This is a genomic window from Phnomibacter ginsenosidimutans (assembly GCF_009740285.1).
Lineage (GTDB): Bacteria > Bacteroidota > Bacteroidia > Chitinophagales > Chitinophagaceae > Phnomibacter > Phnomibacter ginsenosidimutans.
This window is the reverse complement of sequence record NZ_CP046566.1, coordinates 337,219-360,753: the sequence shown is the minus strand read 5'-3', so window position 1 is coordinate 360,753 and position 23,535 is coordinate 337,219. Positions and strand designations below refer to the sequence as shown.

Genomic DNA, 23,535 nt, shown 5'->3' with positions numbered 1-23,535 from the left:
ATCAGCACCTTAATAAACAATCACTATAAGCGTATTTCCAGCTTATGGAATAATTTTCCGAAAAATGGCTCTTGGAAATGGCTATTTCGAGCCATCCTTGCCTCATTTTCCTTCCAGTTTGTTCACTTGCTCCAGGCTTCCAAGACGCAGAAATAACGGTGCCTGTAATTTTTTTTGCAACCAAAGTTCCTGCCTGCAGGTCCATGCCATGGTGCTGGAATAAAAATTGGGGGAAATAGTACCCGGACGTATGGGCACCGGTTTCGACTGCTGAACAAACGGCGCAGGCCAAAATGAGTAGACCTCCTTTGTTGAAGCCGGCTTTTTGCGCAGCGATTCCTGCAAAAAATGACTGCTGGTTATCTGCGCAGCCGCCCCTTTCAGCAATAATGATGCCAAAATGGTAAAAAACACCCGCCTCATTGAACAATCTTGCATGGGAGCCTGTAAATTTACCGCAATCAATAGCGTGTAAAGATAACAGATGGCATTCGGACAAGGTTTAAGACAGGTTCAAAAACAACAACTCAAACTGTTGCCCCAGCAAATTCAGCTCATGAAATTGCTGCAAATACCGACCGCCAATCTGGAGGAACGCATCAAAGAGGAAATTGAAGAAAACCCGGCGCTGGAAATGGGCGAAGAACACGACGGGCAGGAAGATACCGACCTCAGCACTCAGGATTCCATTGATGATTATGAATACGAGCCGGCCGACTCGGTTGCCGAAGACTCTTCCATGGCCGATGATGGCCCCGATATGGCGGAGTTTGGCTCTGTAGACCAACCCGAGTGGGATCCGGAAGACGACATTCCCGACTATCAGACAAGAGACATCAACTATGGTGAAGGCGAGGAAACAACCCCCACGCCCATCAAGGTGGAAAGCAATCTCTACGACCTGCTCATTGGCCAGCTGGCCATGCTGGAGCTGGACGAACGCCGCCGCAAAGTGGCCGAGCAAATTGTGGGCAGCATCGATGAAGATGGCTACCTGCGCCGCGAAATTGCCTCCATTGTAGACGACCTCGCCTTTCGGCAAAATGTGCAAACCAGCGACGAAGAAGTGGAGCTGTTGCTGAGCCAGATTCAAAAATTGTTTGACCCAGCTGGTGTAGGTGCCCGCAATCTGCAGGAGTGCCTGTTGCTGCAATTGCAACGGCTGCGCAGCGAAGGCAAAGACGTGCAGCTGGCGCTGAATGCCGTTAAAGATTACTTCGAAGAATTTACCAAGAAACATTACGAAAAAATACAGCGGGGTCTGGGCATCGACGAAGCCAAACTGCGGGAAGTGATGAACCAGCTCATTCGGCTCAACCCTAAGCCCGGCGGCGTGGTATCTACCATCAACAAAGCAGAAACCTACGTCATCCCCGACTTTTTTATTGAAAACATCAACGGCAAGCTGGAGCTGACGCTCAACAACCGCAATGCGCCGGAGTTGCGCATCAGCAGCGACTACCGCGATATGCTGCGGGAATACGAACGGGGCAGCAAAAAGAACAAACAACAGAAAGATGCCGTGATGTTCATCAAGCAAAAAATTGATGCAGCCAAGTGGTTCATTGATATCATCAAACAACGGCACGAAACGCTGTACAACAGCATGTACGCCATCATGATGCACCAGCAGGAGTTTTTCCTGACCGGCGATGAAACCACACTCCGCCCCATGATTTTGAAGGATGTAGCCGAAGTAACCGGCCTCGATATTTCTACCGTAAGCCGGGTGGCCAACAGCAAGTTTGTGCAAACCGAATTTGGCACCTACCGCCTCAAGTTTTTCTTTAGCGAAAGCCTGAGCACCGAAAGCGGCGAAGAAGTGAGTACCCGTGAGGTAAAAAAGATTTTGAGCGACATGGTGGAGGGCGAAGACAAACGCAAACCGCTCAGCGATGATCAGCTCACAGACATGCTGAAAGAAAAAGGTTATAACATTGCACGCCGAACCGTAGCCAAGTACCGCGAACAACTGAATGTACCCGTGGCCAGGCTGCGCAAAGAACTCTAACCGGCACCGCAGTATGACAGCAACTTCCGCCTCCGTTACGCCTTCTACCATGCCCGCACAGCCCAAGGGTGGCTGAGCATGCTGGCACAAGTTGTTTCTTATGTGCTACACCCGCTTTTCATTCCGTTTATGGTGGTGCTGTTTGTGCTGTACCGCCACCCGGTAAATGTGCTGCTCACCGATGAGCCCATCCGGCTGCGCATAGCGGCCATGAGCTTCATCAACACGGTGTTGTACCCCGGTTTATTTGTATTCCTCATCTGGCGGCTCAAGTTTATTCCCAGCATTTACCTCGAAAGCCAGCGGGACCGCATCATTCCGTTGGTGTCCTGCATCTTCTTTTACTTCTGGGCCTTTTATGTAAGCCGCAACTGGGAGGTGATTCCACAGGCAGTACACCAGTGGTTGCTGGGGGTGTTTCTTACCAGCAGCGCTGCCATGTTCGTCAATATTTTCATGAAAATTAGCCTGCACACATTGGCGGCAGGCGGGGCATTGTCTTTCTTCATTATACAAACCGCGGCCGACCCCAACTGGCCGTTGGGCGCCCTGGCACCGGTGGCATTGCTGGCAGGTTTGGTGGGTACAGCCCGCCTCATTCGCCGTGCACACGAACCCGGCGAAATTTATGCCGGCTACTTAGCAGGTGGCATTTGCCAGGTGGCAGCGTTTTACATTGTATAAAAAAACCGGCCTGAGTGCAGGCCGGCAAAAGGTTGTAGGATTATCGGTTAATTATTTCGGGTGATGGCGTTGCTATTGGGTGGCGTCAGCGAATCGGTGATGGGCTGGCTGGCCAGCATGGGCAGCAGCGTGGTTTGCAGTGGCGTATTCAAAATGGGCGACCGGTTGGCATACATTTCATCGGGGTGGTAAATGAAATATACGCTGCCCCCTTTGATGGCTTCAATAATGGTTTTGCTTTGTGCCATGGGTACAGCAGGGCAACCCAAACTGTTGACCATTTCGCCGCGGCGGGCCAGCTCCTGTTCATTTACAAACTTGCTGCCATGCACCACAATAGCCCGGGTGGTTACCATATCATTGATGCCTCTTTCCATACCCCTGAACCGCAGCGACAAACCATTGGCACCCACATAGGTATCGGCGGTAAGCAAAAAGCCGAGTACGCTTTTGTTGGAATTGTTGACGTTGCTGAACGAGGTAGCCATCACATTGCCACTGTTGCGCCCATGCGATACGTAGGTATGCATCATGAGGCTGCGGGTACGCAGGTTGATGATGTAGAGTCGTTTGTTTTGATTGCTCTGGCTGAAATCGGCAATGCTGAGCATGTCGGCATTGTGCACCAAGCCTTGGGCCTGCAGGTGCAGGTAGCCTTTGTAGGCTTTTACAAAAATGTCTTTCTCCAGCCCCTTTTGCTGCAGCTGCAACTGCTGGTACAGCTCGGTAGCCGCTTTGATGTAAGCCACCGGCATTTTATAGAGCTGAGCTTCTTTATCCAGATTTTCCCGGCCAGTGCCATTGGTACCCGCCATGGCGCTTACCGACAATAACCCTAGGAACAATGCGGTATACAATCGCATGGTTACACGTTTTTGATGATGTCAATATCAGTAAAGGGGTAGGTGGAGAACCCACAACGGTACAATAACCGTACCGAAGCATGGTGAAACATCAAAAAACGAGGAAGGAAACGGATTATTGCCCGGCGGTAAAAATGAGGGAAGATTTTTAGCCGATACTGGGTTCATATTCTCTTTAATTAAAAACTAAAGAATCAACTGCACGAAGGGATAAAAGCCAGAGTGGCGGAAATTTATCATTCCCCAATACCTTTTATTATCATTAAATATTTAGTCCGACTTTGGTTATATAAGAGTTAACCCACTTCATTTTATGTGGGAATAAATAACTTAAAAAAAGAGTAATAAATAAATCAGTATAAGGTCAGCAATTGAATACTTTATTAATTCAACTGGAAGGTTTTCATCAGTTCCGAAAAACATTGGTTTTTCCGAGAAGTATGCAAATACTGCCCTAAAAGGTCTTGTCACTTTTTGCATGTAGCTACCCTCTGTGGCATGAAAATAATTTGATTCATTAAGGGATAATTGTTCTGGCTTTTTGGTGATAAGCATGAAATATGCAATTGCACCAAATACTAATCCAATAAAAAAAGGGAAGTATAAGGCTCTGCGATACTCGTTTATAATAAAAACTCTTTCCTTTTCTTTAGAAGTCAATGGAGGATGCACTTCTATCAAATCCCTTAATTCTTCAATTTCATTAGCACTCTTCCAATCTGTAAATCCATCTCTCCAAACCAGATCATGCTCACAAATTCGAATCTGCTTAAGCTCTTGAAAATCAAAAGGGCCCTCTTTTTTCCGTCCTTTTATGATGAAATACTTTGCCATTTAAATTGCAGTATTTAGTCGTTTTATTTAATCGAGCAAATTGATTTCCATCAAACGGATGTATTCTGAGATATTGGTCGAAAGTTTCTTTAAAATCAAAGGTACTATGCCCTACTATTAGCAGATAACGCTTGCTAGATCAAACAAGAAAATGGGTTACGCATTTCCTTCAGCACCCAGTGCAGCAATCTGTTTATCCAGCATGGCATCCAGCCTGTTGAAGCCCTCTTCCAGCTCCTGCGACAGCAGCTGGCCCTGCACCTGCTGGGCGTTTTGGGTAGCAAACCAAATCAATGCCATTGACACATAGTCCTGCATGTCTTTGCCGGCAAACTGCTGTTTGAACTCCTGCACTTTATCGTGAATAAAGCGGGCTGTTTTGCGAACAGACTCTTCGTGCTCCGGCTCTACTTTGATGCGGTAGCTACGGTCGCCGACGGTAATGGTGATGGGAATGAGTTCACTCACAGGTCAATGCTTAAGCGGTGTTCAAATGGGCTATCACTTTGTCAATATCGCGGAGATACTGATTGATGCGTTTTTCAAAATCCTTGCGGCTGGCTTCGTCCAAATGGCCGGTGGCTGTTTGCAAAATGGCCACCTGTTCTTTCAGGCCGGCTATTTCTTCCTGCGATGCCTTGGCAGCTTCCCTCAGGGCAGCCGCTTCCTGACGAAGCTTTTCGTTGTCTTTCAGCAATTGCTCCTGCATGCGGCCGAGTTGCTGCAATTTACCGGAGAGTTGCTGAAAATAGGCGGTGGCATCTTGTGGCATGGCAATGAAGATAATGCGCTGTAAAGATATTGTGCAGCCCGCTGCAGTAAGCGACGGGCTGCACATGGTGGATTACTTTCTGATTTCGGCCTGCAGTTCTTTTTCAAATGTCTTCATCAGTTTGCCTACCATGCTTTCCACATCGCTGTCGGTCAGTGTTTTTTCGGCATCCTGAAACACAAACTTGATGGCCAGCGATTTTTTGCCGGCACCCAGTTTGTCGCTTTCAAATACATCAAACAGGCGCATGCTTTGCAAGCGGGGCAGTTTTACCTGTTGTACCGCTGCTTCTATTTGTGCAAAGCTCACGGCTTTGTCCAGCACCAAAGCCAGGTCCCTTTCTACTGCAGGATACTTGGCCAGCTCTTTGTACGACACTTTTTGCTGCAAGGCAGCTGTCAATATACTGTCCCAGTTGAGGTTGGCCATCAGCACCGGCTGCTTAATATCGAAGCGACGCAGCTTGGCGTTGCCAATGAAACCAACTACACCAATGCTTTGCTTACCATTCAGCAACACTTCCAATCCGTTCAGTTCATCGCTGCTGTAGGGAATGAGTTGCACACTTTGCAAACCAATAATGCTGAGCAGATTGGCCACAGCAGCTTTGAGGTAAAACAAATCTTTAGGAGCACCGGTGCTGCGCCAATGTGCATTGGTGGCTTCGCCGGTTACAAACAACGTGAGCATGCGTTTTTCGCTGTAGTTGCCCACGCCTGCACTGTGGTAAGTTTTACCAAATTCAAACAGTTGCAGTTGGTTGTTTTTGCGGTTGAGGTTGTTGAGAATGCTTTCCAAACCAGTTTCCATCATCGATGGCCGCAGCATATCCAAATCGGCACTCAGGTTGTTTAGCATTTTTACCCCGCCGGCAACAACTTCTGCTGTATAGTATTTGCTGTTGGTAATGCTGTTGGTGAGCATTTCGTTGAAACCCAGGCCTACCAGATAGTTGGCTACCTTTTCTTTCAGGGCTTCTTCGGGGCCCAGCAGGTCGTTGGATGGCGCCATCGAAATCACGGCCGGAATTTCTACGTTGTCGTAGCCATCTATCCGCATGATTTCTTCTACGATATCGGCAGGCAAAGAAATATCGGGCTTGCTGAAAGGCACAGCAAACCACAAATCATCCTGCCCTTCTTTGATAAATTCAAAACCGAGTGCTTCCAGTATTTGCTTTACCGCATCGGGGTGATAATTTTTACCACTCAGTTTTTTGAGGTAATGATATTTAATCGCAACCTGCTTTTTCTCTTTGGGGTTGGGGTACACATCCACCACATCGCTGGCAATTTCGCCACCGCCTGTTTCCAGTATCAAAGCGGCAGCCCGCTTGAGCACGGCTACGGTATTGCTGATGTCTACGCCTTTCTCAAAGCGGGTGGCAGCATCGGTACGCAAGCCATGACGAAACGAAGTTTTGCGAATGCTCACAGGATGAAACCAGGCACTTTCCAAAAAGATGTTGGTGGTAGTATCGCTCACACCACTATGCAAACCGCCAAACACACCGCCAATGCACATGCCTTCGCTGTTGGCATTGCAAATCATCAGGTCGGCTTCGTTTAGTTTGCGTTCCTTTTCATCGAGGGTTACAAACGGCGTTCCTTCGGGCAGGTTTTTCACCAGCACTTTGCCACCGGCAATTTTGTCGGCATCAAAAGCATGCAGCGGCTGACCCGTTTCGTGCAAAATAAAATTCGTAACGTCCACTATATTGTTGATGGGGCGCAAACCAATGCTCTTGAGTTTGTCCTTCAGCCAATCAGGACTTTCTTTTACCGTAACACCGGCAATGCTTACACCAGCATAGCGCTGACAGGCTTCTGTATTTTCAATCACAACTTCAATAGGCAGTTTTACTGTTTCTGAAGCTTTCAGTGAATTGTTTTTCAGCGGCGTTTTTACAGCGATATGTTTTTTGTGGTGGTGACTCAGGTAAGCACACACATCTTTAGCTACACCCAGGTGGCTCATGGCATCCATGCGGTTGGGCGTAAGCCCTATTTCATAAATCCAGTCTGTATACAGTTGGAAATACTCCGCAGCCGGAGTACCGGGCACGGCCTTTTCATCCAGCACCAAAATACCGGCGTGGCTGCTGCCCATACCAATTTCATCTTCAGCGCATATCATGCCGTGGCTTTCCACGCCCCTGATTTTGGCCTTCTTCATGGTGAGTGGTTCGCCGGTGCTGGGGTAAATGGTGCTGCCCACGGTAGCTACCACCACTTTTTGGCCGGCGGCCACATTGGGCGCACCGCACACAATTTGCAAAGGTTCGCCTTCGCCAATGCTTACAGTAGTAATGGATAATTTATCGGCATCAGGATGCTTGGCACAAGTCAGCACTTCACCAATCACCACGCCTTTCAGACCACCTTTCAGGCTTTCATAATAGTCGAGGCTTTCAACTTCGAGCCCTACGGCGGTCAGTATTTTCGACAGCTTTTCGGGTTCCACCAATTCTGCCGGAAGGCTTTCGCCCACGGGCAGGTATTCACAAAGCCATTTGTACGATATCGTCATGTTGCTATTAAAACTTGGGCCGCAAAGATACGGGCTGTGGGGCCTGCTTGTAGGGCAAAAAATACCCGCCTTTTCAGGCTTGTGGAGCAGCGCCTGTCGGGGTCGTTTCAACAGTTGTTGAAGTCCAAATTGTGATGTAAAAAACAGGGTACAAACCCCTTTTTAACAGCGGTTTATTTACACACAAGTAATTGTGTACAACACATTTACAAATACTTGAGTTTGTGTAAATACCCGCCGTGGCTGTGTATAAACCCAGCTGCTATTGGAATAAACCCGGGTTTCTTGTGCACATCGCATGGAATAAAATATTTGTGAAGAGGTCATTTTAGAATGGTTTTTTTGCCTTTACCTTCGACTTCCTTTTACGGAAAACGACTTCCCAACCAAGGTAGCCGAGCCACGCCAACCGGTGGCCATTCTCCGCTTCTGACGAATACCTACAGGTATTGGTGAGCGGACTTTTTGGCCCCAAAAAAATGGCCCGGTATGGCTGAGAAAGACGTTGAAAAAGGACGGACAACAAGGGTAATTGGTACACAACTTTTGGACAAGCAACTCATGGAAATTACGAACCTCGGGAAAGATAAAAAACGGCGGACGGGCAAAGGCACCCCCGATGTAACCGCCAACACCAACCTGCTGTTTGGCAAAAAACCACCGCAGGCACTGGAGCTGGAAGAAGCTGTACTGGGTGCCATTATGCTTGAAAAAAGCGCCTTCGACGTGGCCAGCGAACTGGTGAATCCTTCTGTTTTTTACGATTACAAACACCAGCGCATTTACAGCGCTATGATGGGCCTGCAGCAAAAAAACATGCCTATCGACTTGCTGACTGTAGTAGAAGAACTGCGCCGCCGCGGCGAACTCGACGCAGTGGATGGTCCCTACAAAATCACTAAGCTCACCAATGCTGTGGTGAGCAGTGCCCACATTGAAACGCACTGTAAAATCCTGGTGCAAAAGTTCATTCAACGGGAACTCATCCGCATCAGCGGCGAGGTGATCAGCGATGCTTTTGAAGACACCAGCGATGCTTTCGATTTGCTCGACGATGCTGAAGGCAAACTCTTTGAAGTGAGCAACAGTTTTGCCAAGCGCAACTTTGAAGAAATCACCAACGTGCTGGCCGTGGCGGTAAACCGCATTGAAGAACTGCGCAACAAAACAGAAGATATTTCCGGTGTGCCCAGCGGCTTCACCAAGCTCGATAAAATCACCAACGGCTTCCAGCCTACCGACTTGATTATTGTGGCGGCCCGTCCTTCGGTGGGTAAAACGGCGTTTGCCCTGAACCTGGCCCGCAATGCGGCCCTGCATCCGGTGCGGCCTACGCCTGTGGGTTTGTTTAGTTTGGAAATGAGTAACGCCCAGTTGGTACAACGTATCCTGAGTGCCGAAAGCCAGGTGCCGATGGAAAAAATTTCCCGTGGTCACCTTGAAGACCATGAGATGCAACAGCTCTACACCAAAGGCATTCAGCGCCTCACCGAAGCACCCATTTACCTCGATGATACGGCAGCCCTCAACATTTTTGAATTGCGGGCAAAGGCACGACGCATGGTGAACAAGCATAAGGTTGGCATGATCATCATCGACTACCTGCAGCTGATGAGCGGAGGCAGCGAAAACCGCAACATGAACCGTGAACAGGAAATCAGTACTATCTCCCGTTCACTCAAAGGCCTGGCCAAGGAATTGAACATTCCCATCATTGCCCTGAGCCAGTTGAGTCGTGCGGTAGAAAGCCGAAAAGAAGGCAACAAGATTCCTCAGCTGAGCGACCTTCGTGAATCGGGTGCCATCGAACAAGATGCCGACATGGTAATGTTCCTCTATCGCCCTGAGTACTACGAAATCAACCAAAACGAAAACGGCGAAAGCAATAAGGGTGAAACGCTTATTAAAATAGCCAAGCACCGTAATGGTCAGTTGGACATGGTGAAGCTGCAGGGCCAGCTGCACATTCAGCGCTTTGTTGATTTTGACGAAGGCGATGAAAATCCGTTTGGCAATGCCGGCAACTTTAAAAAGCTGAGTGGCGGTGAAGCAGGTGCTGGTAGTGGTGCTGCATTGTTCATCGAAAAACCCAGCCGCATGAACGACATGCAAAACTTTGATGATGGTTTTGACGAAGAAGAGCTGATTTAACAGCAGCAACATTTTATACAAAGCGAAGCGTTGACAACAATGCTTCGCTTTTTTCTTTTGGTGCATCGTCGCAATGTCTTCAAACACAAAGCGCCGCTTACCTTTACCGCATGGAAATGCCCTGGTTTTATTTGCCTGCACTCAGCAGCAACGGACCGGTAGCGCTGGATGAAGCTGCCGCCAAACATGTACAAGTGTTGCGGATGCGGGAAGGCGATGCATTGGTACTTACGAATGGTACTGGCTTAACCGGAAATGCGACCATTCAAACATTAGGCAAAAAACAATGCATGGTGAACGTGCTTGCATTGCAGCAGCAGCCACGGCAGGTGCATCGTAAAGTGGGCATGGCTATTTCGCCGCTAAAAAACACGGCCCGGCTGGAGTGGTTTTTGGAAAAAGCCACAGAGCTGGGCGTTGCCGAAATTTTTCCTATCACCTGCCACCGCACTGTGCGGGAGCATTTCCGCTACGAACGGCTCAACAGCATTTGTATCAGTGCCATGCTGCAAAGCCAGCAAGCCTGGTTGCCCATTTTACATCAGCCACTCACGTATGAGGCATTGATGCAGCAGGTAGCTGCCAGCGAGGTTGATTACCACAGCAAATGGATAGCGCATTGCGCCGATTTTGAAAAGCATCACCTGGCCCACGCCGTAAAGCCCGGCATGACGGATAGTTTGTTGCTCATTGGTCCCGAAGGTGATTTTACCGAGGCAGAAATAGTGCAGGCCATACAACAGAATTTTGCCGCCGTATCCTTGGGCGACACCCGCCTGAGAACAGAAACAGCAGGCGTGGTGGGGGCCAGCCTGCTGTGTTTGTTGCCCTAAGGCATGTTGCACAAATACGTGCTATTTAGCCATGTCGTCGTAGTCTTTGGCGGGCTCGGTAAGTGTAGGCACATTCAGGCGCACCACTCTTTGTTTTTCCATTTTTTTGCGCATCACCATGTTTAGCAGTTCTACAGCAAAACTGAATGCCATACCAAAGTAGATGTAGTTTTTCATGTGGAGTTCATGCGCTGCTTCGCTATCCCATCCTTCTATAATCAGGCTCAAGCCAATCATGACCAAGAAAGAAAGAGCCAACATTTTCAAGGTTGGGTGCTTGGCAATAAAGCCTGAGATTTTCGGGCTAAACAAGAACATCACCAGCATGGCAATGACTACCGCAGCAATCATAATTTCTAAGTGCTTGGCGGTACCACCAGCAGTAAGAATACTGTCGAATGAAAACACCATGTCGATGAGTACGATTTGCGCCATGGCTTGTGCAAAGCCAAGTGCGGCAGCCTTTCCGGTGGTCATGGCCGGGTCTTCCCCTTCCAGTTTGTGGTGAATTTCTTTTACCGATTTGTACATCAAAAACAAACCGCCAAACAACATCACAATGCTGGCCAAATCAAAACCTTTGCCATTGATGGTAAACAAGGCCTTGCCTTTTTGCTCCAGCAACCAGCTGAGTGCAAACAGTAACGCACTCCTACTGATGATGCCAAAAATCATCCAGTAAGTACGGGCCTTTTTCCGCTTCGATTCGGGCAGGCGGTTCATAATGAGGCTCACGAAAATAACGTTGTCGATACCGAGTACTACTTCGAGTATCACCAGAATAACGAAGCTGATAATGGCTTCTGAAGTAAATAAATGTTCCATAGTATAAGAGCAGCAAAATTAGGTAAAGCAAGCAGGCGTTTACCACCACTTATAATTGTTGCAAAATGTTTTTGGCAATGGCAGGGCCTTCATAAATGAAGCCCGTCCAAACTTGTACCAGTTGGGCACCGGCATCCAGTTTTTCTTTGGCATCGGCTGCCGTAAAAATACCACCCGATGCTATGATGGGAATATGGGCTGGTAAATGACTACGCAACAAACGCACAACCTCTGTAGAACGGACACGTACAGGGGCACCGCTCAAACCGCCATCTCCCGCTTCACCAGCACGTATTTTACCAGCATCACTCAGGTTGGCCCGGCTGATGGTGGTGTTGGTGGCCACAATGCCATCGAGGTTGATTTCGATAGCCAGACTCGCCACATCCGCTATTTGTTCGTCAGTCAAATCGGGTGCTATTTTCAGAAAGATGGGCAGCTGTTCATTCGTTTCGCTGCGCAGCTGTTGCAGGTGTACCAAAATGGTCCGCAAGGCATCTTTTTCTTGCAGGGCCCGCAAGCCCGGCGTATTAGGGCTGCTCACATTCACCACAAAAAAATCGACGTACGGCGCCAACTTGCGAAAGCAAATGTCATAGTCGAGATAAGCGTTTTCGTTGGGTGTGGTTTTGTTTTTGCCAATGTTGCCACCTATAATCATTTGGCCTGGTTGGCCGCCTTTGCGGTACAATTGAAAACGTTGGCGCCATGCTTTCAATCGTTCCACCGCGGCATCAGCGCCTTCATTGTTAAAACCCATGCGGTTGATGAGGGCCTTGTCTTCAGGCAGGCGAAACAATCTTGGCTGCGGATTGCCATCCTGTGCCCTTGGTGTAACCGTGCCTATTTCTACAAAACCGAAACCCAGTGCATCGAGCTCATTCAGGTATTTGGCATTCTTATCGAAGCCTGCTGCCAATCCCACTTTGTTGGGAAAAGCAATGCCCGCCACCGTAGTAACCAATGATGGTTTGCTGACGCTGTATATTTTTTTCATCAATCCTTTTAGCCAGCCGATGCTGCAAATACGGCCCAGCCAGTTCATGGCAAAATGGTGCACGGCTTCGGGCGGAAAAAGAAAGAGGATGCTGCGAATGATTTTGTAAAACATGCCGCGAAATTAATGCTATCCGTTGGGGTTGGTGGAGATAGCCGCAGAATTGATAGGACTCGGATTATGGGACAAGACAATGGGACGCGGATTTGCTCGGATAAAACAGATTATCACGGATTTACAACACCATTACAACCAACCACTAACTATGCTTGGATAGATACGCAGACTAACATCTGTCATCTAACATCCAACATCTTTGCTGTGGTTCCCAACAACCATCAACTACCAACCATCAACTGTTTCGGCTTTCATAATTTAGTTGCATAAACAACTATTTTCATTATTTTAGCCATCTTAAACAACGATGCACCTATGCAAGACGCTTACATAGTAGCCGGATACCGCACGGCAGTAGCCAAGAGTAAAAGAGGCGGTTTTCGTTTTGTTCGCCCCGACGATTTAGCAGTAGATGTGATAAAAGGCGTGATGGCCAGCCTGCCCCAGCTCGACCCCAAGCGGGTAGATGATGTGATTGTAGGTAATGCCGTACCTGAGGCCGAGCAGGGTTTGCAAATTGGCCGCATCATTAGCGCCAGAGCCTTGGGTGTAGGTGCGCCAGGCATGACCGTAAACCGCTACTGCGCCAGTGGGTTGGAAACCATTGCCATTGCTTCGGCAAAAATCAGAAGCGGTATGGCCGAGTGTATTGTGGCTGGCGGTGTAGAAAGCATGAGCCTGGTACCTACAGCCGGTTGGAAAACCGTGCCCAACTACACCGTTGCCAGCACCGAACCCGACTACTACCTAAGTATGGGCCTAACTGCCGAAGCGGTGGCCAAAGAATACAACGTGAACCGGGAAGATCGGGACCAGTTTAGCTACAACAGCCACATGAAGGCCATTGCCGCCATTCAAAACGGCTATTTTAAAGAAGGCATTCTGCCCATCACTGTAGAAGAAGTGTACCTGAACGAAAAAGGAAAACGTGCTACCAAAAAGTACGTGGTAGATACAGACGAAGGCCCCCGCACGGATACCAACCTGGAAGCACTGGCCAAACTGAAACCAGTATTTGCGGCTGATGGAACAGTGACTGCAGGCAATGCCTCACAAACCAACGATGGTGCTGCTTTTGTAGTGGTGATGAGTGAACGCATGGTGAAAGAATTGAGCCTCACTCCTATTGGCAGAATAGTGTCTTGTGCAGTGGCCGGAGTAGAGCCAAGGCTCATGGGCATTGGCCCTGTAGCAGCTATTCCCAAGGCTTTGCAGCAGGCAGGCTTGCAGCTGGGCGATATTGATTTGGTAGAATTGAATGAAGCTTTTGCTTCGCAATCGCTGGCAGTGATTCGTGAGGTTGGATTGAACCCTGATATCGTGAATATTAATGGTGGCGCCATTGCATTGGGCCATCCGTTGGGTTGTACCGGTGCCAAGCTTACCATTCAAACCCTGCACGATTTGAAACGCCTCAACAAAAAATACAGCATGGTAACGGCCTGTGTGGGTGGTGGTCAGGGTATTGCGGGAGTAATTGAACGTTTGTAATACACTTTTGCATTCTTTTTCACCAACAAGCAGGTACAAATAATAAGCGCCACTTCAGTTGAAGTGGCGCTTATATTTTATGCAGTACTAGTACTGATGAGCTTATCTCCAGCCACCGTTAGAAGTACCCTTTCCATCAGCATTGGCCAAATAACCAAAGGTGTAGAAAGTGGTTTGCTTAAACAGTTCCAGAATCTTAGCCGGAATAGGGAAATGCAGGGGTGTACCTTTTTGCAGCAGGTTTAGCTTACGCATTTCAAAAAACTGTACACCCATACCAGTTGTATACAATTCAACATGTCTTTCGTGGTGAATGGCTTTTACGATATCGGCAAGATTGGCAGCCACCGGTGCCATTTGACCACGTGTAACACGAGTGCCAGTGTTGATGATTGTAGCCGCACCAGCCAAATCACCGGTGTAAGCACGGGCCTCAGCACGAAGCATGTCATTTTCAGCCTTCATTACTTGTGGCTTTTCGCCAATAGCGGCAACGTATACCGCATCGTAACGAGAGTTGCGGTAGTTAGAAAAATGGTAGTAACCACGGGCAGCCAGGAAGTCGTTAGAAGCGAGGTATTCAAAATCTGACAACAAACGCTTGTCCTGAGGATTGGTAGATGCAGGTGGGTGAGGGAAAGAAGCTACATCATCCCAATGCTGGGGCTGCGTGTTGTCCATCAGGTTCACCACATACATATCAGTACGACCCCAACCAGGATATGTGAGGTAGTCACCTGCTTCGAAGTACCACTTGGTAGTACCATCCATTACAATCTTCCAGTCGGAAGTGATGCCAGCATCAGCATAAGTTTTCACTTTAGCCCAATCTACAGCCGCCAGTTCGGTTTTATTGCGGGGCAGGTAAGAGAGAATACGGGCAGCGGCCGTGTTACACATTTTCTTAAAGTCGGCACTGGAAATATCGGCGGGGGTACCAAACCAGCTGGCCGGAATGGTAAAAGAATTGCCAGCCAGTACAATGGCTTTGTCGAGATAGCCGAGAGCTGCTTTAGCTACTTCGCTGTAAGGCACGGCTGTTTCCAACACGCCATCTACAGAAGTGACTTCATCTACTACATGTGCCTTGTCGAACAACAGTGCGAGGTTGCCATAAGAAATACCCTGAATGAAACGGGCCACCGCCAGAGCTCTGTTGTTGTTTGCACCATTGTCGCCAATGTTTACACCACCATTTACCGCTTTTATTACCAGGTTAGAAGTAGAAATGGCGGAATACATTTTATCGTAAGTAGCTTTTAGCACACCGCTGTTGCTGTAGCTGGGCGAGTTGTTCCAACCGAAGTTTCTTGGTTCCCACGACATATCCCGCATACCGGCATTACCCCATGAGCAGGTTGCATGATCGGCAGCTACTGCCATCATCATTTGTACGCCAGTAAAATCGTGTTCGCCGTGAAAAACGGTGTTGAACAAACCTGATGCAACGTTTTCAACGTCATCCCCTTTGGCATACACTTTCAAAAAGTCAGGGTCGTTTTCGTTGGCTACTTGAAGTTCTTCTTTTTTACAGCCCACCATCAAGGCAGATAACAGGGCTGCTGAGAAGAGTAGTTTTTTGATATTCTTCATTGTGAATGAATTGACAGATTAGAAATTGAAAGAAAGAGAAACAGCGTAGTTTCTGTAAATGGGGTTGGCGTTGATGCCATCAACAGGGTAACGGATAGTACCCACTTCAGGATCGTAACCAGAGTAGTTAGAGAAGGTAAGCAGGTTGCGGCCCACCACTTTAGCATTGAAGCCTTTAATGAAACCATTGAACACAGTGCTCAGGTATTTAGAAGGCACGGTGTAGCCAATGGCCAGTTCACGTACTTTCAGGTAAGTACCATCTTCCACCCAATACGCATTGGCATTGTTGGCATCATACATACCAGTACCCCAATATGCAGCAGCTCTTTTGCTGGCAGTAGGTACGTTGGTCATGTCTTGCTTTTGGCTTACGTAGTTGAAAGTAAGGCGCTGTTCTTTACCGTTATAAATATCGCCACCTTGTTTCCAGTCGAGCAACAGGTATAACTGGAAGTTTTTGAAGTTGATGGTGTTGGTGATACCGGCTACAAAGTCGGGGTTACCATTGCCAATTTTGCCATACCAAGGCGTGCCATCTGCATTCAGCATTTTAATAGGCAATTCGTTGGGCTTGCCCTGTGTGCCTTTGGCAATTACATAACCTTCGCTGTTTACCTCGAAGTCAGCAATGGTTTTGCCGGCAGGCAGTTGCTTCGACATTTCGTCGAGGGTGCGTACCATTTTGTAACCATAAATGGCTCCATAAATTTCACCACCCTTAATGTAGAAGATGTTCTGGTCACCGTTGTAATCCTGACCACTAGCCAAATAAGGAGCAATGGGCAGTTCGGTAATGCGCTGCTTCACTCTTGAGAATACTACAGTTGTTCTCCAAGAGAAATTTTTCTTCTTAATCCAGTTGGCACCAAACGTAAATTCCAATGTATTGGATTTAATGGTACCGGCATTTTGCCACTGGCTGTTGAAACCATCATTCAGGAAAGGAATCAATGGCACGTTCAGGAACTGGTCTTTTGTTTCAGATTCAGCATAAGTCATTTCGAAACTGAACTTCTTGAGGAAGTCAACATTCAGACCAATTTCCTTTTCAGCGGTTTGAGAAGGCTTCAGGAAGTTGTTACCTTTTTGGCTGGCAACAGCTACACCATTGTTGAGGTCGTACACTTCATACTGCCAGTCGAAACCAGGGCGAATACCCGCAGTACCATAAGCAGCACGAATCTTCAATTCGTCGATGCCTTTGATTTTAAGGTCTTCAGACAAACGGTAACCTGCTGATACGCGGTAGTAAGGGTTCCAGCGGGCTTCTGGTCCAAACAATGAAGAACCATCGTAACGGAACATACCATCCAACAATACTTTTTCTTTCCAGTCGCCACCCAGGATAGCGAAGTAGTTCTGGGCTTTTTCGTTTTCTATGTAAGAAGAAGCGTCGTTGATGGTCGTAAAGTTTTCGAAGTTTTCGATACCAGAAATACGGAACTGAGAAGCAGAAATATAGTTGCTCTCATAGTGTCTGTTTTCATAGAGGTACGACAACTTTGCTCTTGTGTTGAAGTCACCAAATTTGTGCGACAAGTTCAAAGTAACCTGCGTGTTAGCGGTTTTTGACTCGTTGGTAGACTGAGACATACCGCCACCAGAGTAAGACATACCATTGGTAGCAGCAGTACCGCCAGAGCGGGTCCATGTATCTTGTGGGTTGATGGTACCAGAACGACTGTTACGGATTTCAATGGTTTGAGCCACATCCAAATCTGCCCAAGAAGCAAACTTGATATTGGCAGAATAATTAGCTAACCAACGGCGAGATGTGTTGCTGATTTTTTGCTTGTACAAAGGATACAGCGGGTTGGTAATTTCTGCGTTGAAGTTGTTTACACGCAGGTAATATGGCTGACCATCGGGGTTTTCAGCAAACAGGTTCACGTCTTTTTCCATACGGGCAATGTTGTAAAACAAACCGCTGGCGGCACCTGGTGTTTTAGAAGAAGTATTGATGAACAGGTTTGAAGCGCTGAAACGCAACCAAGGAGTAATGTTCTGGTCGATGTTGAAGCGGAAGTTCTGACGAGAATAACCATCAGTCAGTTTCACCACACCTTCTTGCTTGTTGTTTTCAAATGACAGGTAAATGTTATTCTTCTCTGTTCTGTTGGCAACAGAAATGAAGTTTACCATGTTCATGCCGGTTCTGAAGAACTCTGCTTGTTGGTTTCTGTTTACACCATAAGGGTTGTCCATGTAACCATCAGCATCAATAGCACGGCTACCAGAAATTCCGGGGTTATAGCCGGCGCCTAAGTAGTTGGCAGGATAAGTAACACCTGCATACTTGGTGTATTTGCCTTTGGCAGTTTCCCAATCGCTGGCCAATGCATAATAGTGGCTCTGAGAAGTTTCGAGATAATGTTGCAGATTCTGAACACCAAATTCATTACGAACAGTAATAACAGGCTTATTGGTAGCAATGCCCTTACCACGCTTGGTGATAACAGAAATTACACCGTTACCTGCACGAGAACCATAGAGGGCAGATGCCGCAGCACCCTTTACCACTTCCATCGATTCTACGTCGTCGATGTTGATATCGGCGAGGCTACCGGAAAGGATGATACCATCCACTAAAATGAGGGGCTGGGAGCTGGTGCTCAGGTTATTGTCGCCACGCAGCAGCAAGTCTGCACCTTGGCCGGGGTTACCATTTACAGCTGAAGTTTTCAAACCGGCAACCTTACCCGCAAGGGCGTTGGAAGCCGATGAGGCTGGCACAGCCTGCAATTGCTCAGCAGAAACCTTGGCTACCGATACAGTCATTTTCTTTCGGTTGGTAGCACCAGCCACGCCGGTTACAATTACATCGCCCATTTCTTGCGTAGCTACCTCTTTCATAGATACGGCAAAAGATGTTTTGCCGGCAAGGGCAATTTCCTGTGACTCATAGCCCACAGCTGAGATAACAATACTTTTCACTGACTCGGGAACGGTAAGTTCGAATTTGCCGTTGGCATCGGTAGATGTACCATTTTTGGCAGCACCTTTTGCCAGTACGGTTGCACCGTCAATTGGCTTGCCTGCTCCATCCGAAACTGTACCTGAAATTTTCTTGCCTTGCGCCAATAGCATTAGCGAAGGAAGAATTGCCGCCATTAGCAGCAATACCATTCTTCTCATGTTGTTAGTTTTTTGTTAACTCAAATGTAGGAAATTGATATAACCAAAAGTTATGGTTGGTAAAATTTCATCTACTTCCGGCTAAAAAATAGCATAACACACTATCGAACTACAAATGATAAAAAAACCGGCAGCTTGAAAACAAGCTGCCGGTGGTAATGAAAACTAAACTGATATGAGGCTTAGTTGTAGCCAGGATTCTGATCTAACCCGCCATTGATGTTTCTTTCTCTCAAAGGCATTGGGAAAGTCAACTTTGGATCATCCCAAGAGCGGCCATCAACAGAAAGCTTCAGGCGCTTGGCATCCCAAATGCCCTGGCCTTCAAAGGCCAATTCCAGCTCACGTTCGTTAAGGATTTGCGCCAAAGTGGGTGCTGCCAGTTCAGGCAAACCTGCACGGTCACGAATGAGTTTGATATCAGCAGCTACAGAAGCAGCATTCTGACCCAAACGGGCATTACATTCAGCACGGGTGAGGTAAGCTTCGGCCAAACGGAACACTTTTACGTTTCTGTAGTTGTCTCTCCACTTGCCAACACGGTAGGCACCAGCGTCAAAGAAGAACAAATCTTTACGGGTATCGCCGGCAGCATATTTATTCATGTGCTTATCGGTAACCTCAATGTCACCATCACGTGCACCGTAAGTACCTGTGCTAAAGTAGGTAAAGCAAGAGTTTGTACCCGATACCAGGTTGTACTGCATGGCAAACAAATCTTCTCTGGTGTTGGCAGCGTTATTAAATGCAGCGTCATAGCCTGATACCAGCGAGAAACCGTTAGCCGTAGCCGTAGTAATACACCTGTTGGCGGCATCTCTGGCTTCGGTAAACTTAGCTTGTTGCAAATACACACGGGCCAGTGCCAGCTGAGCTGATGGTTTGTTGGCATATACACCGTTGGTGTTTGGCAGTTTGCTTTCCGCATCGGTAAGGTCTTGAATTACCTGCTGGTAAACAGCTTCCACAGAAGCACGGGGCAGGTTGTATTCGGTACTTTGCGGAGCACTTGGTCCGGGGGTGGTAATTACAGGAACACCTTTGAGCGTAGTGGTGCTACCAGCTACATAAGGCTTTTCGCCGAAGAACTTTACAAGTTCAAAATAGGCAAGAGCACGTTGAAATTTGGCTTCGCCTTCCACTTTTGGCTGATCGGCGGTTTTCACCACACTCAAGTTGGCGAGGATATTGTTGCTGTTATAAATAACCCGGTAAGCGGCTGCATACGTTGCAAATGCGTTTGAGTTATTCACCAGCATGTTTTTACCCCAAATCTGGCGAGGGTCGGGGAAGGTTCCCACCCATGTCAGTTCACCATCGCTGGCCAGCAATTCGCTCATCCAGAGTACATCGCCACCGTAGAGTGATGCACTGCCAAGCGCTGCATAGTTACCTATCAGTACTTTTTTTACCCGGTCATCGGTACTCAATGCAGTTGTGGCATCAATTGCCTGTGGGTCCTGCAAATTCAATTTTTTATCGCAGCTGCTTGCAAACAGCGTAGCAGCAACAAGTAGAGATATCGATATTTTCTTTGTCATGTTCGTATGTTTTGTTGCTGATTAGAATCCGAGGTTAAGGCCAAATACCCAACTCTTAATTTGAGGAGCAGCATAAAAATCGCCACCCTGGTTTACGTTTGAAGAGCGGTAGTCAGTGTTCACTTCAGGATCCCATCCTGGATACTTCGTAAATGTGAGCAGGTTTACGCCTGATACATATACACGGGCACTCGTCAAACCAATTTTAGCCATTGTCTTTTGAGGAATATTGTAGCCCAGTGTAATATTTTTCAAACGTACATAATCAGCATCGTACACATAGCGGCTGCTAATGCTTGGAGAAGCGAAATCGCCGAACCAGTTCAAACGAGCCTGAGGCACCATGGTTACGTCGCCTTTTTTCTGCCATGCATTCAGCTGGTCACGGGTTTGGTTATCAAACCAGTCGGCGCTGGCACTCATAAAACCACCTGCACCATCCTGTACCTGGCTGCCAAACACACCCTGGAACAATACGCTCAGTTCGAGGCCTTTCCAGCTTACAGTGTTTGTTAAACCAGCAATCCAGTCCGGGTTAGGATCACCAATGATTGTTTTTTCAGCTTCGTCGTACTCACGGGTAGTGGAACCATCTGCCTTGCGGAACATGGGGTCTCCGTTTTCAGGATTGGCACCCAAAAACTTCGGCGCATAAAAAACACCAATGGGCTTGCCAACGATCGATGCGTTGGCAAAACGGGCGTCGTTTGGCAGAATTTCTTTCTGCTCACCATCCAGTTTTGTCAGTGTGTTTTTGTTTTTGGCCAGGTTAAGGCTGGTTGTCCAGCGGAGGTTTCTGCTGGCAACGTTTACACTGTTCAAGGTTAATTCAATACCCTTATTGCTCATGCCGCCTACATTGCCATACACGCTGGTAGTACCAGATACAGATGTTACAGGCACATTCAGCAGCATGTCTTCAGTACGCTTGTCGTACCACTCAAATTCACCGGTCAGGCGGTTGTTGAACACACCAAATTCCAAACCAATGTTGAGCATTTTGGTCGTTTCCCAACGCAGGTCATCGTTACCAAAGTTGCTTACACCAAGACCACTGGCTGTACCATAGGTTTGTGCACCATATTGAGTTCGGGCCTGATAGAAGCCAAGACCTGAGTTGTTACCACTGGTACCGTAGCTGGCACGTGGTTTCAGGTAGCTCAGCCAGGAAATGCCTTGCATGAATTTTTCGTCAGACATAATCCACGCCAGTGAAGCAGACCAGAACGTACCGGCCTTGTAGTTGGTACCAAAGCGGCTGTCAGCATCATTACGAACGCTTACACCCAAGAGGTATTTGCCATCGTATACATAGTTGGCACGGCCAAAGTATGAACGCAGGTTGTTTTCAGAGCGGGCCCCATCAATATCGCTAGGGGTAGCGGTGCTGGCCAGTGTTTTCAAGGCAATATCCGGGAAGTCCTGACCATCGGCATATACATCAGAAATTTCTACGTTTTCAAATGCAAAACCTGCAGTGGCGTCCAACTTATGCTTTTCACCAAAAGTGGTTTTGTAGCTAAAGTAGTTGTTGGTCATCCAGCGGGTATTGCGGAACCAGCGGCTGTCGGCTTCACCTTTTTGCTCGGCGGTAGCAGCACCCACCAGTGTGCGGGGGCCCCACCAGTTTTCGCTGGTTTGCTGTACCATATCCAATCCAAGATCGGTATGGAAAGTCAGGTTTTGAGCCAGTTTTACATCTGCAAAAATGGAACCCTGGTTGCGGTATGCAGAAGACTTTCTGATGGTTTCTTCTACTTCAATCAGCGGGTTGTAATAAGTAGCAACAGGACGATCGAAGAGGTTGCCCAAAGAGTCACGCACTGGTGTAATAGGCGACAAAGCTACTGCCTGCATTGGGGTGCTGAACGCATTGTCCAAAGGCACCTGGTTGCGGGAAGTTTTAGTGAGGCTGGTGTTCATGCCTACCTTCAACCAATTGTTTACCTGATGGTCGAGGTTGAGACGAGCACTCATACGCTGGAACTTGTTGGCCACCAAAATACCGTCCTGGTTATTGATGTTGCCAGCCATGTAGAAACGAGTTTTATCGTTACCACCAGCAGCACTCAGCTCCAATTGGTTGGTATTACCCTTGCGTAATACCTGATCTTCCCAGTTGGTATTCACTTCACCTGTTTGCCAGTCTTTACCCCCACGGAAGGGTCTCCAACCGCTGTAGCGGTTTAAACGACCAATAACAACATTATCCATGTAAGCATAGGCATCTGCCAAATCGGTGAAGCCAAACCAGTTGTCGCCACCATCGGGGCGCATGTGGTACTCTGCAGCACCACGGCCAGCCTGACGGAAGTAATCAACATATTCTTTTGCGTTTAAGAAACCACGCTTGTTGGTAGGGGTGTTTTCGCCAAACTGAGCACCCAAATTAAACTTGGTTTTACCTGCTTTACCACGCTTGGTAGTAATAATTACTACGCCATTGGCAGCACGGCTACCGTAGATAGCAGCAGCAGCAGCATCTTTCAGAATTTCAAATGATTCGATATCGTTGAAGTTGATATCGGCGGTAGAAGCACCAGCAAAACCACCTGACAAAGGAATACCATCTACCACATAAAGGGGCTGGTTGCTACTGTTTACAGAGCCACTACCACGAATGCGTACTTTGATACCTTCACCAACCTTGCCGTTTTCAGATTCAACAAACACACCTGCGGCCCTACCCTGCAACGCTTGGTTGAGGTTGGGTACCGGCATGTTAGCTACATCAGCACCTTTTACACGGGCTACCGTGCCGGTCAGTTCTTTTTTGAGTGTTGTACCATAACCTACTACTACTACTTCACCCAAATCGCCACTAGAGGGCGTCAGTTGGATCATGCTCAGGTTAGCAGATACTGCTACTTCTTTTTCTCTGAAACCTACAGAAGAGAAAACGAGGATGGCAGCCTTTTCAGGAATAACAAAAGAAAAGGAACCATCGGCATTGGTAGAAGTTCCGACTGAAGTGCCTTTTACAGACACAGTTACACCTTCTAACGGCTTGCCATTTGTGGCATCGGACACCTTACCACTTACCGTTTTTTGGCTAAAAGCCAAATGGCTGACGGACACAAATAGTACCATCAAAAACAACGACAGTTTTTTCATCATACACAGTTGAGTTTAGAAATGTTTTGGCGTCCTTAGTTA

The 23,535-nt window shown here is 47.7% G+C and carries 17 protein-coding genes; 5 read left to right on the top strand and 12 right to left on the bottom strand.

The window, feature by feature from the left end:
• Position 1: 1 nt before the first annotated feature.
• Positions 2–499: a hypothetical protein gene (locus GLV81_RS01460; protein ID WP_157476197.1), complete on the bottom strand. Its 498-nt coding sequence runs from the start codon at positions 497–499 to the stop codon at positions 2–4.
• Here GLV81_RS01460 and rpoN point away from each other — a divergent pair.
• Complete coding sequence (rpoN, locus tag GLV81_RS01455) at positions 485–2,011, top strand: RNA polymerase factor sigma-54 (RefSeq protein WP_157476195.1); 1,527 nt, start codon at positions 485–487, stop codon at positions 2,009–2,011. The two genes, GLV81_RS01460 and rpoN, sit on opposite strands and share 15 nt — an antisense overlap.
• 78 nt (positions 2,012–2,089) lie before the next feature.
• On the top strand, positions 2,090–2,695 hold the full coding sequence (locus GLV81_RS01450) for a hypothetical protein (protein WP_157476194.1): 606 nt from the start codon (positions 2,090–2,092) through the stop codon (positions 2,693–2,695).
• Between the two features lie 47 nt (positions 2,696–2,742).
• Here the strand turns inward: GLV81_RS01450 and GLV81_RS01445 are convergent, their stop codons facing one another.
• From GLV81_RS01445 to pheT, 5 genes are all read right to left on the bottom strand, one after another.
• Complete coding sequence (locus tag GLV81_RS01445; protein ID WP_157476192.1) at positions 2,743–3,558, bottom strand: murein L,D-transpeptidase catalytic domain family protein; 816 nt, start codon at positions 3,556–3,558, stop codon at positions 2,743–2,745.
• Positions 3,559–3,888: 330 nt separating this feature from the next.
• A complete protein-coding gene (locus GLV81_RS01440; protein ID WP_157476190.1) occupies positions 3,889–4,392 on the bottom strand; it encodes a DUF4339 domain-containing protein in 504 nt (167 codons plus the stop codon).
• Positions 4,393–4,548: 156 nt separating this feature from the next.
• Positions 4,549–4,860 (bottom strand): cell division protein ZapA, encoded by a 312-nt coding sequence (locus GLV81_RS01435; protein WP_157476188.1) that lies wholly within the window; start codon positions 4,858–4,860, stop codon positions 4,549–4,551.
• 10 nt (positions 4,861–4,870) lie between these two features.
• On the bottom strand, positions 4,871–5,164 hold the full coding sequence (locus GLV81_RS01430; RefSeq protein ID WP_157476186.1) for a hypothetical protein: 294 nt from the start codon (positions 5,162–5,164) through the stop codon (positions 4,871–4,873).
• 72 nt (positions 5,165–5,236) lie between these two features.
• Positions 5,237–7,693: a phenylalanine--tRNA ligase subunit beta gene (gene pheT, locus GLV81_RS01425; protein ID WP_157476184.1), complete on the bottom strand. Its 2,457-nt coding sequence runs from the start codon at positions 7,691–7,693 to the stop codon at positions 5,237–5,239.
• Between the two features lie 489 nt (positions 7,694–8,182).
• On the opposite strand from pheT, the gene dnaB reads away from it, so the two are divergent.
• A complete protein-coding gene (gene dnaB / locus GLV81_RS01420) occupies positions 8,183–9,844 on the top strand; it encodes a replicative DNA helicase (RefSeq protein WP_246186169.1) in 1,662 nt (553 codons plus the stop codon).
• A gap of 110 nt (positions 9,845–9,954) precedes the next feature.
• Complete coding sequence (locus tag GLV81_RS01415) at positions 9,955–10,677, top strand: RsmE family RNA methyltransferase (protein WP_157476182.1); 723 nt, start codon at positions 9,955–9,957, stop codon at positions 10,675–10,677.
• A 21-nt stretch (positions 10,678–10,698) separates the two neighbouring features.
• Here the strand turns inward: GLV81_RS01415 and GLV81_RS01410 are convergent, their stop codons facing one another.
• Positions 10,699–11,502, bottom strand: a complete 804-nt coding sequence (locus GLV81_RS01410; RefSeq protein ID WP_157476180.1) for a TerC family protein — start codon at positions 11,500–11,502, stop codon at positions 10,699–10,701.
• Between the two features lie 49 nt (positions 11,503–11,551).
• Complete coding sequence (locus GLV81_RS01405) at positions 11,552–12,613, bottom strand: quinone-dependent dihydroorotate dehydrogenase (protein ID WP_157476178.1); 1,062 nt, start codon at positions 12,611–12,613, stop codon at positions 11,552–11,554.
• Between the two features lie 318 nt (positions 12,614–12,931).
• Here GLV81_RS01405 and GLV81_RS01400 point away from each other — a divergent pair, with 318 nt between their 5' ends.
• Positions 12,932–14,107, top strand: a complete 1,176-nt coding sequence (locus tag GLV81_RS01400) for a thiolase family protein (protein ID WP_157476176.1) — start codon at positions 12,932–12,934, stop codon at positions 14,105–14,107.
• 102 nt (positions 14,108–14,209) lie between these two features.
• Here the strand turns inward: GLV81_RS01400 and GLV81_RS01395 are convergent, their stop codons facing one another.
• The 4 genes from GLV81_RS01395 to GLV81_RS01380 all read right to left on the bottom strand — a co-directional run bounded on the left by GLV81_RS01395 (position 14,210) and on the right by GLV81_RS01380 (position 23,496).
• Positions 14,210–15,700, bottom strand: a complete 1,491-nt coding sequence (locus GLV81_RS01395; protein ID WP_157476174.1) for a RagB/SusD family nutrient uptake outer membrane protein — start codon at positions 15,698–15,700, stop codon at positions 14,210–14,212.
• 18 nt (positions 15,701–15,718) lie between these two features.
• The gene (locus tag GLV81_RS01390; RefSeq protein WP_157476172.1) at positions 15,719–18,838 is read right to left on the bottom strand and encodes a SusC/RagA family TonB-linked outer membrane protein; all 3,120 of its coding nucleotides are present in this window, start codon (positions 18,836–18,838) and stop codon (positions 15,719–15,721) included.
• Between the two features lie 182 nt (positions 18,839–19,020).
• Positions 19,021–20,379, bottom strand: a complete 1,359-nt coding sequence (locus tag GLV81_RS01385; RefSeq protein ID WP_157476166.1) for a RagB/SusD family nutrient uptake outer membrane protein — start codon at positions 20,377–20,379, stop codon at positions 19,021–19,023.
• A gap of 21 nt (positions 20,380–20,400) precedes the next feature.
• Positions 20,401–23,496 carry a SusC/RagA family TonB-linked outer membrane protein gene (locus tag GLV81_RS01380; RefSeq protein WP_157476164.1) on the bottom strand — a complete coding sequence of 1,032 codons (3,096 nt, stop codon included), beginning with the start codon at positions 23,494–23,496 and terminating at the stop codon, positions 20,401–20,403.
• Positions 23,497–23,535: the final 39 nt, after the last annotated feature.